The organism is Paraburkholderia sp. UYCP14C (genome assembly GCF_004197395.1).
Classification (GTDB): domain Bacteria; phylum Pseudomonadota; class Gammaproteobacteria; order Burkholderiales; family Burkholderiaceae; genus Paraburkholderia.
In genome coordinates, this window is sequence record NZ_SELS01000061.1 from 30,699 (window position 1) to 45,866 (window position 15,168).

Consider the following 15,168-nt stretch of genomic DNA (forward strand, 5'->3'; position numbering starts at 1 on the left):
CAGACCGCCCCTTACACATTACGCCGCACGATCAGCGTGTCGGGAGTTGGATAGCCCGCCTCCCGGAACGCCTCGACGATCGCGAGGTTCGTTCACCACTCCGGAATCTTGGCAATCGCTGCGCGCAGGCTTCGCAACGTTATAGGCGACGCACTGGGCGAAGCTTCGCTCCCGCTGATTGACGGACTCGTTTGTCAAAGACGGCCATGCGCCCACGACGATCCGAACCCTTGTATCGTTGCGACAGTTGCTGCAAAGTTGTCATGCAATTGCCACGCGACTGCCATGCCGTAGCCGCGCAACCGGTGCGGGCCATGCGGTGGATTGCTTACGATCAGCATACAAGAGAGCTCTCCAGTGAACGCGGACATCCATCTCATTGCCGTCAAGCCGACGCCGTTCGCCGACTTCCTGTGGTCCGACTTCCTGCGTCCGCTCGTGCCGCGTGAGCTGATTGGCAAACACCTCGGCGAGGCGCTCGCTCATGCGCACCTGGCGAAGGCGCGCTATTTGTCGGCCTGGTCGGGCACGATGGCCGCGCAATAGCGCGCGCGGCTTCGCGAGTCGCCTCGGGCACCGCCGATCCGTTCGCGCATCGCATCCTTTGATTTTGCTTCGATCGATCATGTTCATCAGGCCACAACGCTCAACAGCCGATCTGCAGCATCCCGAGCAATTCGCCGCGCTCAACAAATATCCGCTGACGCGAGCAGAAAGCGTGAGGCGCGACGTGCTCGCGGGCCTTTCGATTGCAGGCCTTGTGTTGCCCGAGGCGGTTGCCTATGCGGGTATCGCGAACCTGCCACCTCAGGCGGGCCTCATTGCGTTGCTCGCGGGCTTGCTCGTCTATGCGCTCGTCGGCACGAGCCGGTTTGCGATCGTGTCGGCAACCTCATCGTCGGCGGCGGTACTCGCCGCCACGGTGTTCTCGGAGCCGACCTCGAACGTGGTGGCCACGCAGCTCGCGCTGGCCGCGGCGCTCGTCGCGACAACCGGCGTATTGTTCATGCTCGCGGGTGCGGCCAGGCTCGGTGGTATGTCCGATTTCATCGCGCGGCCCGTGCTGCGCGGATTTGCGTTCGGTCTCGCGATCACCATCATCGTCAAGGAACTGCCGAAGATCGCTGCCGTGCCCGCGAAAAACAGCCATCCGCCGCGCATGCTCGCGGACCTCATCGGGCAGGCGGCGCACTGGAATCCGTATAGCATCGCCGTGGGCGCGGTGGCCCTCGCCGTCCTGTTCGTGCTCGGCCGCCGCTCGCGCATACCTGCCACGCTCGTCGTCATCGTGCTCAGCATCGTCGTGAGCTACTGGGTGGACTGGCATCGCTACGGAATTGCCGGGGTCGGCGAAATCAATTTGCAGAGCCTTTCGTTCGACTTGCCGGCAATTGGCCGCGCGGAGTGGATGCAGACCGCCGAGCTCGGCGTCGCGCTGATGCTGATTCTCTATGCGGAATCCTACGGATCGATTCGCAACTTCGCGCTCAAGCATGGCGACACCGTGTCCGCCAATCGCGACCTGCTTGCGCTCGGCTGCGCGAACTTCGTCTCCGGACTACTGCACGGCATGCCCGTGGGCGCAGGCTACTCGGCGACGTCGGCCAACGAGGCAGCGGGCGCGCAGACCCGGCTCGCGGGCGTGTTCGCCGCGCTCGTCGTGGCGGTGATCGTGCTGCTATTGCTGCCGCAACTTGCCCGCACGCCCGAACCGGTGCTGGCCGCAGTCGTGATATTCGCCGTGAGCCATTCGCTGCACCCGTCGGTGTTCAAGCCTTACTGGACGTGGCGTCGCGACCGGCTCGTGGTGATCGCCGCGCTCACGGCCGTGCTCGTGCTCGGCGTGCTGCACGGGTTGCTTGCCGCAATCGGCGTGAGCCTGCTGCTCACGCTGCGCAAGCTCTCGGAACCAAACGTGAGTGTGCTGGGTCGGCTGCGCGACAGCCACGATTTCGTTGATATCGCCGCGCATGCGGATGCGCGCCCGTTGCCGGGGCTCTTGATCGTGCGGCCGGAAGTTCCGCTTTTCTTTGCCAATACGGAGCGCGTGCTGGGGCAGGTGCGGGCGCTGCTGCGCGAGGACCCGGCAGTGCAGACGGTGATGATGAGTCTCGAGGAAACGCCGGACGTGGACGGCTCGGCAATCGAAGCGCTGCGCATCTTTGCCGCCGAGTGCGCGTCGCGCAGCTTGAGGCTGCTTTTCGTGCGGCTCAAACCCAAGGCGCTGCGGGCCCTGCAGCGCGCCGCCGACGAGGTGATGCCACCCGATACGCTCCACGAGCTAAGCGTAGACGAATGCGTTGCGTCGCTCGATCTGCAGCAGGCAACGGTTTGACATGGAGGGGACGCGCCGGCGGGATGAGTTTTTCAGTGGGCACGCTCAATACTGACCGCTGTCAGGTGACGTGAGCAGCAGTGATGCATTGAGGGAACACTACGCGCCGCGAGCCGCAACCGAGGACCACCTGGTTGTCTGACCGGGCGAAGCCGCCAGTTCGAGGAAGCCTGCGTGCCGGATCGGTACAGGCTAGCGGCCAGATTCGGATAACGGGCGTGAGCAGTGCAGTCGCGACGGAGCATATCCTGGATACCTTGCCGTGCTTTCGTTCTCACTGCCCTGACGCAAATCGTTAGCCCAGATCAAACAGTCGCACCCGCTTTGACGCCACAGTTAGTCAGGTCATTTGCATGCCCCCCGTCATCAAAGAGTCTTCAAAGGCATCGGAAATCGACTGAAGCGAAAGGAGCTAGCGAAGAAGAGAACCACTGATCCGGTCTGCGGCATGCAGATCGATACGGAAAAAGCGGCAGCAACGGAGGTCGTTCATGAGCAGACCTACCATTTCTGTTCCGCGTCGTGCCACGAAAAATTCCTGGCGAACCCAAGTCAATACGTGAAACCGCAAGACTCTTCCTCCGAGCATGCACGGCATCACGGATGCTGACGACGCACTCACACGGCACCGGTCACGTTTCGACGCGTTACGCCCCTGACGGCGCCTCTACAGGCCGAAAAAGCGACAGCGTATAGGTCCCAGTGAGCAGACCGGTGTGCCGCGACAAGGTTGCTGGATCCGCCGTTGCCGCGATCCGTACCAGTACGGCGGCAGAATTGGCAACAGGAAGCCATACCCCACGGCAATCGAGAACATGGCGAGCAGCAGGGGGCAAAATACCTGCCATCGCAGTGTCCGCTGGATGGGCCTCGCGCTCACGAACGATTGCCTTCGCGCAGTTGCGACGCCGCGATCAGAAGATGGTCCGCCGTATCGGCTCTGCTGCCTGCTCAAGGCCCATTCTCCCCAGTTGTGCTACCCGCGCTGGCGCGCGGCAGCGAACCGCTGCGTGCCGTGCCATGTGCATGCTTGTGCTGTGCCGTATCGTCAGTTACTGCGCCGGCAATCTACTGCAACCGGTATTCGAACTCGCCCGAGACCGTTCCAGGCCGGTCCGGCCGGCGCACATTGAGCTTGACACGATAGGGGCCGGCGCCGCTCATTTCGAAGTACGCTCCATAGCTGATCGTGTCCCCGCTGCCCATCGGCTCGAGTTTGCGGCGCGTTTCGCCCAAGCCGATCTCCCGGACTGCTGCGGTCACGCTGGCGTCCGAAATGCGCTCCTGTGTCAAATGATCGAAAAGCGCGACGACGAGATGATACTTGTGCCGGTTTCCTGACACTCCTCCGTGCATCGATGCCTCTGGGTGAGATGCGTCGTGAGCGCCGACCGCTGCCGATGAAGTGAGGCCGTAGTACACGTCGGTATCGCCGATCAACAGGTGCTGGCCCGCATTGCCCTGACCAGCGGCGACTGCCGTTGCCAGCAACGCCATCAGGAAGATGAGCGCCTTCATCTGATTGCCCCCTGTCCCGTCGTCATCCAGCGGTTGCCCCGCTACTGGCTTCGACAGCGTCAGACGCGCCGAATTGAAGTGCTGCCACGACTGCGCCTTTGCCGCCTAGCCTTGCCGCCAGCGCCTGAAGATCGTCGCCGGACAGGGTCTCTTTCGCGAGCAGATCCTTTGCCGCCTCGTCAAGCAATACACGGTTCGCCTGCAGGATCGACAAGGCTCGCTCGAAAGCGGTGTCGATCAGCTCGCGCACTGCCATATCAATGGCCGTTGCCGTCTGTTCGCCATACTGGCGCGGACGCCACTCCGCGTCGGTGGACATGCCGAGCGCTGAGCTGGTCTCCGGCTCGTAGGTAACCTGCCCGAGCGTGGGATCCATGCCGAAACGCGCCACCATGCTTCGCGCGATGCCTGTCGCTTTGGCGAGATCGTCGGCGGCCCCCGTTGATACTTCCGCGAAGACCAGCCGTTCCGCCGCCCGACCGCCAAGCAGCACAATCATGCGGTTCATCAGTTCGCCCCGGTCCATCAGGAAACGATCCTCGATCGGGCGTTGCATTGTGTAGCCAAGGGCGGCAATGCCCCGCGGGATGATCGATATTTTCTGGACCGGATCAACACCGGGCAGTGCCATCGCGACCAGCGCGTGTCCCATCTCGTGGTGCGCCACCACCTCACGTTCGTGCGGGATCAGCAGCCGGTTGCGCTTCTCGAGGCCAGCTACGATCCGCTCGATGGCCTGCGTGAAGTCCTCCAGCGATACGCTGTTGGCGTTGCGGCGGGTCGCCAGGATCGCCGCCTCGTTGACCAGGTTCGCCAGATCGGCGCCTGAGAAACCTGGCGTGAGCGCGGCGATGTCTGCGACCGGCACGCCGGACGCGAGCTTGATCTTCTTCAGGTGGACTTCGAGGATTTCAGAACGCCCCTTCTTGTCCGGCCGGTCGACAAGCACCTGCCGGTCAAACCGGCCTGCCCGCAGCAGTGCGGGGTCGAGAATCTCGGGCCGGTTGGTCGCCGCGAGCAGCACGACGCCGACGGAAGGGTCAAAGCCGTCGAGTTCGGCAAGCAACTGGTTCAGCGTCTGTTCCTTCTCATCGTGACCGCCGCCGCCCGGAAACATGCTTCCCCGTGCGCGGCCAAGAGAGTCTAATTCGTCGATAAATACGATGGCCGGCGCATGTTTGTGTGCCTGGTCGAACAGATCACGCACGCGCGCGGCTCCTACACCAACGAACATCTCGACAAACTCGGAGCCGGAAATCGAAAAGAATGCCACGCCCGCCTCACCCGCCACCGCGCGCGCCAGCAGCGTCTTCCCGGTGCCCGGGGGACCAACCAGCAACACGCCTTTGGGCACGCGCGCGCCCAGGCGGCCATAGCTGCGGGGATCCTTGAGAAACGACACGACCTCCCTGAGCTCCTCCTTCGCCTCATCCACACCGGCGACGTCCGCGAATGTTACGCTGGTGTCCTTCTCGACGTAGATCTTTGCCTTGCTCTTGCCGATCGACATCATGCCGTCCGCGCCGGGACCCATCGACATCGGGCGGATCAGGAACATCCACACGAGCACAAAGCCAATGGTGGGCATCAGCCAGCCGAGTATGGTCGGCCACATGCCCGGCTCCGGCTCGCCGGAGAACGTCAGCTTCTCGCTGGACAACGATTGCGCAAGCGCGGGATCGACCCGCAGCGTCGAAAAGTGTTGCGGCGCGCCCTTTGGCGCGTCCTTGTAGCTCCCCGTGATCCGGGTGGGGCCAACAACGAGGTCCATCACCTTGCCCCGGCTCGCAAGCTGCTGAAACTCGCTGTACGGGATCGTCCGGACGTGATCGGGTTGAGATATCAGGCTCTGGATTACCAGCACCCCGATCATCGCGGCGAGAACATAGAGGAGATTGATCTGGTGTTCGCGTTTGAATTCCATGATCCGGCTCCTTTTCAGTTCCTCCCGGCCGGACCACGTGTGGGGCCGCCGTGATGCGTGCCGAAGCGGGGGATGAAAGCCGGCACCTCGTCCATATAGCGACGGTAAGCGTCACCAAACTCAGCGATGGATTCCCGTTCCTCCGCACGCGCGAGCCGCGTGTACATGAATACGAGCACAGGAAACATGGCGAGCGTGAGCAGCGTCGGCCATTGCAGCAGGAAGCCGAACATGACCAGCACGAAGCCTACATATTGCGGGTGGCGCATCCAGGCATAGATACCCGTCGTGGCGATGACATGAGTGCGTTGCGCGCGGTACAGCACTTGCCAGCCGGCTGCAATGAGCCAGAAGCCGCCACCGATGAATACAAAGCTCAACAGATGAAACGGGCCAAAGTGCGGGTTGGCTCGCCAGCCGACCATCTCTTCGAGCAGGTGCCCCGCGTCGTGGGAGAACCAGTCGACCTGTGGATAGCGCGTTTGCAACCAGCCCGACAGCAGGTAAATCGTCAGCGGAAATCCATACATCTCTGTAAAGAGCGCCACGATGAAAGCCGAGAACGCGCCGAGCGAGCGCCAGTCCCGTTTGGTCTTCGGCTTGAAGAAGGTAAAGGCAAAGAAGATGAAAAAGGCCGAATTGACGATAACCAGCAACCACAGGCCGTAGGCGGGAGGATTGTCGTGCATGTGGAACTCCAGGAGCGAACACTGTCGTCAATGATGATGGGTACCGGTATTCCGGTTCTGTCCCGCTTCGTCTTTGTCGATGGACTCACCCGAATCTCCATGTTCATGCCCGTGATGCATGAACAGGTGCATCAGGGGACACGCGAGGATAAGCAGAAATGGTAGCCAGCCCAAAAGATGCGCGCGATGTTCCGTCACCAGATAAAAGCCGCCGATTGCGATGAACCCGATCAGCACGATGTTGGCGCGCGGCAACCCGAAGCCGCTCGCCTTGTGATCGTGGTTGCCATGTTCCATTGTCGTCTCCACAGGTTGTGGGATTTGAGTGCGTCCGGCTTCGTCCATCCCAGGTTACGCGCACGCGAAACGCCACTGTTGATCCATGTCAAGCACCATGGATCCGGCGCCGCAGCGTGTACAGACGTCCCGGACCGACACGTGCACGGGGCTACAGGATCACCGGCGCGTCAGGCAGTTCGTCGCGATTCGGTCCAATGACCGGATAGTGTTTCGTCAGGTGTTGAGCCACTGCCTGTATCCCTTTCACCGCGCCGTCGCGATAGGCGCCGTGGCGAAACGCGACCTCCATTGATATGCAGATCGCCCGCCACCCGGGTTCCCCGACCTTTTCGTGGACGCCCCGGTCCGCAACGATTTCGACAGCGTGATCGGCGAGCAGCACGTAGATCAGCACGCCGTTGTTGTGCCCGGTATCCCAGACCCGCAATTGCGAGAACACTTCGATCGCGCGTTCGCGTGCGGACTGCCCGCGCAAGAGCGCTGCGCTGTGAAGCGCGCCTTCAACCGCAAAGCAGACTGCGCCGGCGTGACCGGCATCGCAGGCCTTGATTGCCTGCCCGATTGCTGCGCGAGTGTGGGGCGGAAACGCACGCCCGACCATCCAGTGGGTCGTAACGAGGTGCCTGACGATTCGCCTGATGTCCATGCTCACCACCTGCCCGATGCGCCGCCGCCACCGAAGCTGCCACCGCCGCCGCCAAACCCTCCGCGCCCGCCTCTTCCAAAGCCGCCGCGATGGTGGCCGATGCCATACGTCCCGACGTATGCGCCCATGCCAGTGCCAAAGAGCGTGAACAGGAATGCGATCACGCCTGCAGCCACGACTACGGCAATCCCGGTGACCAGCAGCCATGCGATCAGTGCCGCCCCGCCACCCGCGATCACCGAGCCTGGCAATCTGCCGAAGGCAGAACGCAGAACACCGGCAAGCGCGACCGCGAGCATGAAAATCACCGGGGCGAGCTTCCAGACGTCCGGAGAGCCACCGCGTGCACGGGTCTGCGGGGGCGGCAACGGTTCACCGTCGGCGACCCGGATCATCTGGTCCACGCCCGCCGCAATACCGTCATAGAAATTGCCTTGCTTGAATCGCGGCACGATGATTTCGCGGATGATCCGGTTACTGGTGGCATCGTTGAGCGCACCCTCAAGACCATAGCCGACCTCGATGCGTAAGGCACGGTCGTCCTTCGCCACGATGAGAAGCGCTCCGTCGTCCACTTGCTTGCGTCCGAGTTTCCATTGCTCAACGACCCTCAGCGAGTACTGCTCAATCGTCTCTTCGCCGGTCGTCGAAACGATCAGCACTGCGATCTGGGTGCCTTTTCTGTTCTCGAAAGCCTGCAGCGTCTGCTCCAGCTCGCCCACCTGCCCAGCGGTGAGCGTGCCCGTCTGGTCCGTCACACGCGCCGTCAAAGGCGGTACCACGACCTCAGCGCATGCCTGCAACGTCACGCATAGCGCGAACGCTGCAATCAGCGCCAATGAGACTTTCTCCAGCACGTTCAATTGGTGGCTCCCGCAGCCGCCGGACGCCCCTCTTGCGTCGTGCCGAACTCGACGCGTGGAGGTCTGGCGATTTCCGCTTCGTTGGCGACGGAGAAATTCGGTTTCTCCTTATACCCAAACGCCATGGCGGTGAGGTCATCCGGAAACGAGCGAACGCTTGTGTTGTATTCCTGGACAGCCTTGATGTACCGGTTCCGCGCGACGGCAATGCGGTTTTCGGTACCTTCCAGCTGCGCCTGCAGATCCCTGAAGTTGGCGTCGGACTTCAGCTGAGGATAATTTTCGGAGACAACCAGAAGGCGCGAAAGCGAGGTGGTCAACTGCGCCTGTGCGGCCTGAAACTTCGCGAACTCTTCCGGATTGTCGAGCACCTCCGGAGTCACCTGTATCGCGCCCACCCGCGCGCGCGCCTCGGTGACGCGTGTCAATACGTCCCGCTCCTGCTGGGCGTAGCCTTTCACCGTGTTGACCAGGTTCGGCACGAGATCCGCACGGCGCTGGTACTGGTTGACGACTTCCGACCAGCTTGCCTTGACCTGTTCATCCTCCGCCTGGATGCGGTTATAGCCACAGCCAGAAAGGGTCAGCAGCGCCAGCATTGTCACGATGAACCCGATATTTCGCATTTTGTACCGTCCCTGTCGCGCAAATGCCGACTCCCAATACTGCGCCGGGCGCCCATGTCCTGCCGATCACGCCACGCTGCCCGGGCTGCCTATCCGGCGATGCACGATTGCCACCGCCATGCTCTCGATGCTGCAAGCCGCAGCATCAGCATCACTTGACGTAGCTCAAAGAAGTGTCTTGGAGGCCAACGATTTCGTCTGTATTGCCACTTGATCTCAATCAATCTATGCCCGTTCTGCGGCGCTACGATGTGGGTGTAATGAAGGCAATCTGCGCCCTAATTGATGCGCCGCAGACTGTGCTGGAGCCGATCATGAACATGAAGCCATACTGGAAATTGGGGGTTGCCCTTGCGTTGACCCTCGCGACCGGCTACACGGTCTGTGCCGCGCTATATGCGACGTGGCCCGCGCTCGGTATTGACTTCCTGAATGCACTGTTTCACGGCCTCGACTTCCGCAAGCTCGATACCGGCGTGCCTTTCTCACTGAGTATGTTTGTCTACCCGTTTGTCGTGTTCGTGGTGTGGGGATTTGCCGTGGGGACGCTTTTCGCCTGGGTTTGCAACGTGTTATATCGTGGAGAAGCATGATGGCATGGCTAACACAAAACTGGTTGTGGATCGTGCTCGCACTTGGCGTCCTCGTTCTGATGCGACGCGGCGGCATGAGTTGCGGCATGGGCGGACATCGTCGAGAACCTCACGAGCATCCTTCCCAAGAAGCAGGCTCTCCACGCGACCCGGTCAACGGACACTCTGTCGACCGCACTCACGCGCTTACCTCGATATTCGATGGACGCACGTACTACTTCGAGTCTGAAGAGTCACGGGCGGAGTTCAACAGCGATCCGCAGAAGTTTGCCGGCGGCGGCATGCATCGACACCATCACGGATGTTGACGTCGTGAATGAAGACAGCTCGTCACGGCCGTCCCGCAGTTGGCTAATGGCCAGCCCCAAGCATGAGGCTCCTGTCTGCACGGCAATGCCGCGAAAGCCCACGCTCGGATGCAACCCTGATGGACCAGGGACACGCCGGCTCGGGTCGCCTGCATCTCGCGACTGGAGTGTGTTGTCATGAGCAGCAAGCAAGTGCATGTGACTGCATCGTCCCGTCGGTCTGACTCCGACGAAGATAGTCCGTCCCACACGCGAGAGAGCATCCCGCACGACGAATACGAACTGCAGTTGCACCTCTTGCAGGTGGAACTCGTGAAGCTGCAGCGCCACTTCATCGGCTGTCGCGACAAGATTCTCGTTCTGCTCGAGGGCCGGGACGCAGCCGGAAAGGACGGGGCGATCAAGCGTGTCGTCGAACACCTGAGTCCACGCGAGACTCGGGTCGTGGCACTTGGCCGTCCCTCGGATCGAGATCTCGGCGCATGGTACTTCCAGCGCTACGTGCCGCATCTACCCGTCGCCGAGGAGCTCGTACTCTTCAACCGGAGCTGGTACAACCGGGCCGGCGTGGAGCATGTAATGGGCTTCTGTACCCCTGAACAACATGAGGAATTTTTGCGGTCGGTTCCGCAGTTCGAGGCCATGCTGGTCGAGTCAGGCATCAGGTTACTCAAGTACTACCTGGATATCACAAGGCGCGAGCAGTCGAGACGCCTCGAGGCACGTAGACACGACCCGCTCAAACAATGGAAGATCAGTCCGATCGACGAAGTCGCCGTAAAATACTGGAAGGCCTATTCCAAAGCCCGCAACGCCATGTTATTGCGCACTCATACACCTCTTGCGCCATGGCACATTATCCATGCCGATGACAAGAAGCGGGCACGCCTGAATCTGATTCGCCACATACTGTCCAGACTTGACTACTGCGACAAGGATGAAAATCTGGCGCAGCCGGATCCGACTGTGGTCTTCGAGTTCAACCCGGAATCCATCGACGATGTGCTAGCCAGGTAGCTTGTCGCTCAAGGTCGAAGAGCTCGAGACGCAGATCAAAGCCTGGCATCACGCGAATGATGCCAGCCGCAGGCTGGCGGCGATTCCTGGCATCGGTCCGATCACAGCCAGTGCCCTGGTTGCGTCAATCGGCGACGCCAGATCCTTCAGCAACGCCCGGCAACCGGCGGTCTGGCTAGGCCTCGTACCACGACAGCATTCGAGTGGAGGCAAGCCAACGCTGCTGGGCATCACGAAGCGCGGCGATACCTACTTGCGTACGTTGATGGTGCACGGAGCGCGGGCTGTCGTCCGATATTGCGTCAACAAGGATGATGCGTTCTCGGGCTGGCTTCGACGCCTGCTGACGCGCCGTCACAAGAACGTCGCCGTGGTGGCAGTCGCCAACAGGAACGCGCGCATTGCCTGGGCTCTGCTCACGCAAGGCACTGCGTTCCGGTCGGATTACGCGCCGTCCACGGACGCCGGGTAATCCGATCGGGTTCAGTTAAGGCCCTCAGGAGGTTGCTTGGGCAATCGTGACGTGATGGCAAGATAGGTTCGACCGGGATCGGAATACTCTGCCTTCCCACAGGCGCTTCGAGCGCGAGGTGGTGATTAGAGCCCGATCAGCAGATTCCATCAGGGACAGAGGCGTTGCTGTCGCCTCCTCAACAGTCCGGATGTATGGCCGCAATCTCAACCCGCCGGCCGATCGTTCACGAAGGCGTTGCAAAACGGGGGCGTCCGTGTATGTCGGAGGGGTCGGGGCGCGAGGGCCGCCCCTATCCCAATTCTGCCTCAAGTATCGAATTTGTCTTGCTTCGCGATCGCGCGCGTAAGGCGTAAGAAAATTCGGGCGATTGAGTGTGACAGCGCGAATGAGCCGAGTTAGCCGACTCTGCATGTCTTGCCTGGGATTTCATCGCGACGGTATCGTTGGCATACGTAAACGTCCGAATCTTGACGGCTCCCGAAACGAATCACTCAAATCAACGGACGGCGGCCCCCTTCCGGTGGCACGCGCAGACAAGCGCGACACCCCATATTGCAGTGAGGACCAGAAGGGCCTGCTTGGAATCCGAGTCAATGATGAGATTGACAACGCTCATCATGCCGATCGAAAGAGCGCCGGCCACCGCGGCCACCACAATTGCATATCGCTTTCTGTCGGCGAAGGCACCCGCAGCAAGGTGTACGAAGAGAACGCCCGTGGCGGCAATGTATCCACCAAGAACCGTGAAGACCCATCGGAGCCACAGCATAAGGCGGGGCACGGCAGCCTGCAACTGCGCAGTCGACACAGCCAAATAACGCACGTCTTCGGGCAGCAAGGGGGGGCGCGCAAAAATGAAATAGATGCCGACAAGCATCATTGCGACGCCCACGGCCGCGAGCAGCCACGCATGCAGAAGGAACTGACTTCGGATTCGCCGGTCAGACTTGGGAATTAGCATTCTCCTTCTCCTCGCGATGCGTGCGTCCGTCGCGCAAAAGCATTTGTCTGCCCCCGGAAGCGCACATTACGCCTGCGCACGGGCCGTCCCACGTTGGCCGCCGCAGAATCGGGTTATGCCAATCGGTCCCGGATCACCACAGCACCGACACGCCCGCCAGTTCATCTGCGGTTGTCTCGATTGTCGGATTGTCTTTGTTATCGATGCGCGCCGCCACCTTTCTTTGCCTCCCCGTCTCAATACTTAGATGAAGTACGGCTTTCCATTCCGTGACAAACGGCCCGTTTCTCTTGTGCGGGGCAAGCGAAGCGGACCAACGTTTCAGCGAGAACGTTATACACGATGTCGATACGAAAACGGTGTCAGCGTACGCTGCAAACGTCCGCGGGGTTGCCGACCTGATTGAGGCGGCATGCGGATTGTCACCGGCGCAGTACGCGCCCCAGTCTTCCATCATCAGGCGCCGCCGTTCAAGCTGGTCGCGACGCCGATAGGCCGCCACCGTCTGCGGAGTGATGATGTGCGCCAGAGCTTCTTCCGCTAGCGAATTCGGGTATTCCTTGCATTCGGCGATCCAGTCGCGGAACGTCGACCGGAATCCATGGACCATGATCCCATGCCGCGACATGCGTCTCAGTAGAATCAACATCGCCATGTTCGACAAGGGAAGCCCCTCTACAGCTGGGGACCAGATAGGCCTCGCATCTGGTTTCTGTTCGTCAGGTCGTGGCTTTGCTACACGCTTCCTTCAGACTCCGCCTCCCGACGACGCTCTTGCGTTTCGCTAGTCCTTCACCACCATCAGGTTGGACAGGGGACTCGCACCCCCACGCTGTTGCGCATGCTCGGCGCACCAAAAAGAGGCCCACCGAAGTGGGCCGACCCATCTCTAAGGAGAGAGGCCGCGCCGGAGAAGCGGACCTCTCTCTGAGCCATCTCGGCGTCGACCAAGGCTGGCTCAGAGACAGTAGAAGGAAACAAACTCCCGTCCCTTTCCTCTTGCTGCCGGAAGCCGATTAGTACAGCACGGGGTAGCCGTAGCTGCTGTACTTGTTCACCGTCTTGTTGATGTTCGTCAGATCAACGTTCACGGGAGCATTGACGTTGGTCGGCGCTTTGATGATCGGGCTGCGCATGTTATCGCCAAAAACTTGTTGGGCGATCGAGGTAGGGGCGCTCGCGACACCTTATGCGACCGGCGTGCCAATGGATGCTAGAGCAGTGATTCCATACCGATAAGTCCATGAATCGAATGGGATAAATCGGAGATTCCAAGGAATTTATTGGCTAGCAAGTTCGATCTGGCTACGCGCCTAGTTCGGCCCGGACAAACGGAGCCGTCCCACCTGTTGGCTTTTGGCGAACAGCGGCGGTCGATGTTTGAGGCAAACGAAAATCTATGGTCAGCCTGACCTTGGCAGGCGAGTCGGTGTTGACATAAATTGGGCTAGCGTAAATCTATCCGGGGTCGTGATGGAAACTTGTTCCCGCCCCATGATGAGAGCCGCGCCGGACAAGCCTCAAAAAAGCCGCAGCATCGGAGTGCTGTTTTCATTGACAGGTTACTTGCCCGGCCGTTGAGCCGTTTATGTCTTCACGTGTCTCGCGTCGCAAAACCAGGAGTGACTTGGTACGGACGATATGAGCGACGTGGCGGCGTCAGGCTGCTACAGCCTGTTCGCCTTGGTAGTGTGTGCCTTTGGCGGGGATGGCCCAGGCGATCCTCGCCAATTTATTGGCCAACGCACAAGCCACCACGTCGGAATGACGTCGCGTGAGCAGGGCGCGAACCTAGGTGCTCAGTCGATCGGTGCGCCGCTCGATTTGGAGCATGACGCTTCGTGCGCACTGCGCGAATCGGCTCCAGATCGCCATTGCCGCTCACAGTCGACGTGATCGCCCAGATCGGCGCGGTGCCGTCGTCATCGACACGGCCCGTCAGATTGCGCAGTCCGTCGGTCGCGGGCGCCCACCCTCGCAGCGCTCTAACGGGCGTTGACCAGCCAAACCGCTTCCAGCTTGAATTCAGCGTGTAGCGCGCCCGCGTTGTCTGCTCATCTTTTTGACTCTCCTTATTTGAGTTTAACGCACAGCTAAGGATTCGTTTTTCGGGGTAAGTTCAAGCAGTTTCGTTGCTGATAAAAGTTCAGCTCCGGCAAGGAAAATTGACAAGCAACGATTCAGAAAATGATCATAAATAGGGATTGTTGCGGTCGCGGCATGGTCATCTATTCTTGAAAAGAACGACCACTTCATCTCGCCCTTGCTACCCGCCAGGTCTACTGAACGGCGCAAGCAAGCAATACGATCGCATTAAATATCCGGGAGAACATTCCATGGAGTTTCTAAAACTTGCGATTATCCTTGGCACTGTCGCCGGAATTGCCAGGGGCATCCAGCTCTTCAGCCGTCACTGCCGGCGCCGGTTCGGCTACCGCTTTTTCACCGCACGCGGATTCTGGCTTGCGGCCATTGGCATCAATCTGCTCTGGTGGGGCTACATCGCGTGGGGCATAGCCTTCCTGCATCATGAGCCGACGTCGGGCGGCGTGGTCCTCATGACAATGGGCCTTGCGGCGGTCGTCTGGCTGATCTACGAAAACATTCGAGACACAAACGTGTCGTATGGCGCGGGCGGATCGATCCTCCAACTCGCGCTGTTTTTCCCGGTGGCGCTCTATGGTGTCCCCCTTCTCGCGATCGCCCTGCTGTTTCTCCTCTTCGCGACAGTCAAAGGAGCACCAGCGTGGCTCATCGATTGATGAACGATCAGGGTCGAGCAAGACCGCGCGCCCGGCCTTCCTCGCGGGCAGCAGGCTTTATGCCATTTTTTGAGTGTATCGGCTCCGGTTGTCTGGACAAGCTTTTGCAGCTCAGGCGGCCAGCTTCATCAGCCTTTCCTGACGGGCTTCG

At 60.7% G+C, this 15,168-nt stretch carries 15 protein-coding genes and 3 pseudogenes; 8 read left to right on the forward strand and 10 right to left on the reverse strand.

Features of this window, described 5'->3' with window-relative positions; all coding sequences use genetic code 11:
• Positions 1-357: 357 nt before the first annotated feature.
• From EVC45_RS35815 to EVC45_RS48040, 3 genes are all read left to right on the forward strand, one after another.
• Positions 358-546, forward strand: coding sequence for a hypothetical protein (locus EVC45_RS35815; RefSeq protein WP_129962862.1), 189 nt, complete (start codon positions 358-360; stop codon positions 544-546).
• A 79-nt stretch (positions 547-625) separates the two neighbouring features.
• Positions 626-2,335 carry a SulP family inorganic anion transporter gene (locus tag EVC45_RS35820; RefSeq protein WP_129962863.1) on the forward strand — a complete coding sequence of 570 codons (1,710 nt, stop codon included), beginning with the start codon at positions 626-628 and terminating at the stop codon, positions 2,333-2,335.
• Between the two features lie 349 nt (positions 2,336-2,684).
• Positions 2,685-2,945, forward strand: a complete 261-nt coding sequence (locus EVC45_RS48040) for a YHS domain-containing protein (RefSeq protein WP_373683110.1) — start codon at positions 2,685-2,687, stop codon at positions 2,943-2,945.
• 458 nt (positions 2,946-3,403) lie between these two features.
• Here the strand turns inward: EVC45_RS48040 and EVC45_RS35835 are convergent, their stop codons facing one another.
• The 7 genes from EVC45_RS35835 to EVC45_RS35865 all read right to left on the reverse strand — a co-directional run bounded on the left by EVC45_RS35835 (position 3,404) and on the right by EVC45_RS35865 (position 8,901).
• Positions 3,404-3,853, reverse strand: a complete 450-nt coding sequence (locus tag EVC45_RS35835; protein WP_129962865.1) for a hypothetical protein — start codon at positions 3,851-3,853, stop codon at positions 3,404-3,406.
• 22 nt (positions 3,854-3,875) lie between these two features.
• Positions 3,876-5,777: an ATP-dependent zinc metalloprotease FtsH gene (ftsH, locus tag EVC45_RS35840; protein ID WP_129962866.1), complete on the reverse strand. Its 1,902-nt coding sequence runs from the start codon at positions 5,775-5,777 to the stop codon at positions 3,876-3,878.
• Between the two features lie 14 nt (positions 5,778-5,791).
• Positions 5,792-6,466: an isoprenylcysteine carboxylmethyltransferase family protein gene (locus tag EVC45_RS35845; protein ID WP_129962867.1), complete on the reverse strand. Its 675-nt coding sequence runs from the start codon at positions 6,464-6,466 to the stop codon at positions 5,792-5,794.
• A gap of 27 nt (positions 6,467-6,493) precedes the next feature.
• Complete coding sequence (locus EVC45_RS35850; protein WP_129962868.1) at positions 6,494-6,763, reverse strand: DUF2933 domain-containing protein; 270 nt, start codon at positions 6,761-6,763, stop codon at positions 6,494-6,496.
• A gap of 151 nt (positions 6,764-6,914) precedes the next feature.
• A complete protein-coding gene (locus EVC45_RS35855; RefSeq protein WP_129962869.1) occupies positions 6,915-7,412 on the reverse strand; it encodes a TPM domain-containing protein in 498 nt (165 codons plus the stop codon).
• Between the two features lie 2 nt (positions 7,413-7,414).
• A complete protein-coding gene (locus tag EVC45_RS35860) occupies positions 7,415-8,275 on the reverse strand; it encodes a YgcG family protein (protein WP_129962870.1) in 861 nt (286 codons plus the stop codon).
• Positions 8,272-8,901, reverse strand: coding sequence for a LemA family protein (locus EVC45_RS35865; RefSeq protein ID WP_129962871.1), 630 nt, complete (start codon positions 8,899-8,901; stop codon positions 8,272-8,274). The genes EVC45_RS35860 and EVC45_RS35865 overlap by 4 nt, the downstream gene beginning before the upstream one ends.
• 314 nt (positions 8,902-9,215) lie before the next feature.
• Here EVC45_RS35865 and EVC45_RS35870 point away from each other — a divergent pair, with 314 nt between their 5' ends.
• The 4 genes and pseudogenes from EVC45_RS35870 to EVC45_RS35885 form a co-directional block, all read left to right on the forward strand.
• Positions 9,216-9,494, forward strand: a complete 279-nt coding sequence (locus EVC45_RS35870) for a DUF5676 family membrane protein (protein WP_129962872.1) — start codon at positions 9,216-9,218, stop codon at positions 9,492-9,494.
• Positions 9,491-9,802, forward strand: coding sequence for a YHS domain-containing protein (locus tag EVC45_RS35875; protein ID WP_248295391.1), 312 nt, complete (start codon positions 9,491-9,493; stop codon positions 9,800-9,802). Before EVC45_RS35870 ends, EVC45_RS35875 begins: the two co-directional genes overlap by 4 nt.
• Before the next feature lie 177 nt (positions 9,803-9,979).
• Positions 9,980-10,819, forward strand: coding sequence for a polyphosphate kinase 2 (ppk2, locus tag EVC45_RS35880; protein WP_129962873.1), 840 nt, complete (start codon positions 9,980-9,982; stop codon positions 10,817-10,819).
• A 1-nt stretch (position 10,820) separates the two neighbouring features.
• Positions 10,821-11,291 (forward strand): annotated as a pseudogene (locus EVC45_RS35885) (IS110 family transposase); the annotation flags it as partial.
• Positions 11,292-11,790: 499 nt separating this feature from the next.
• Here the strand turns inward: EVC45_RS35885 and EVC45_RS35890 are convergent.
• From EVC45_RS35890 to EVC45_RS47135, 3 genes and pseudogenes are all read right to left on the reverse strand, one after another.
• Positions 11,791-12,255, reverse strand: a complete 465-nt coding sequence (locus EVC45_RS35890) for a hypothetical protein (protein ID WP_129962875.1) — start codon at positions 12,253-12,255, stop codon at positions 11,791-11,793.
• A gap of 391 nt (positions 12,256-12,646) precedes the next feature.
• Positions 12,647-12,950 (reverse strand): annotated as a pseudogene (locus EVC45_RS35895) (integrase); the annotation flags it as partial.
• A gap of 964 nt (positions 12,951-13,914) precedes the next feature.
• Positions 13,915-14,106 (reverse strand): annotated as a pseudogene (locus EVC45_RS47135) (IS110 family transposase); the annotation flags it as partial.
• A gap of 485 nt (positions 14,107-14,591) precedes the next feature.
• Here EVC45_RS47135 and EVC45_RS35900 point away from each other — a divergent pair.
• On the forward strand, positions 14,592-15,017 hold the full coding sequence (locus EVC45_RS35900) for a hypothetical protein (protein ID WP_129962876.1): 426 nt from the start codon (positions 14,592-14,594) through the stop codon (positions 15,015-15,017).
• Positions 15,018-15,168: the final 151 nt, after the last annotated feature.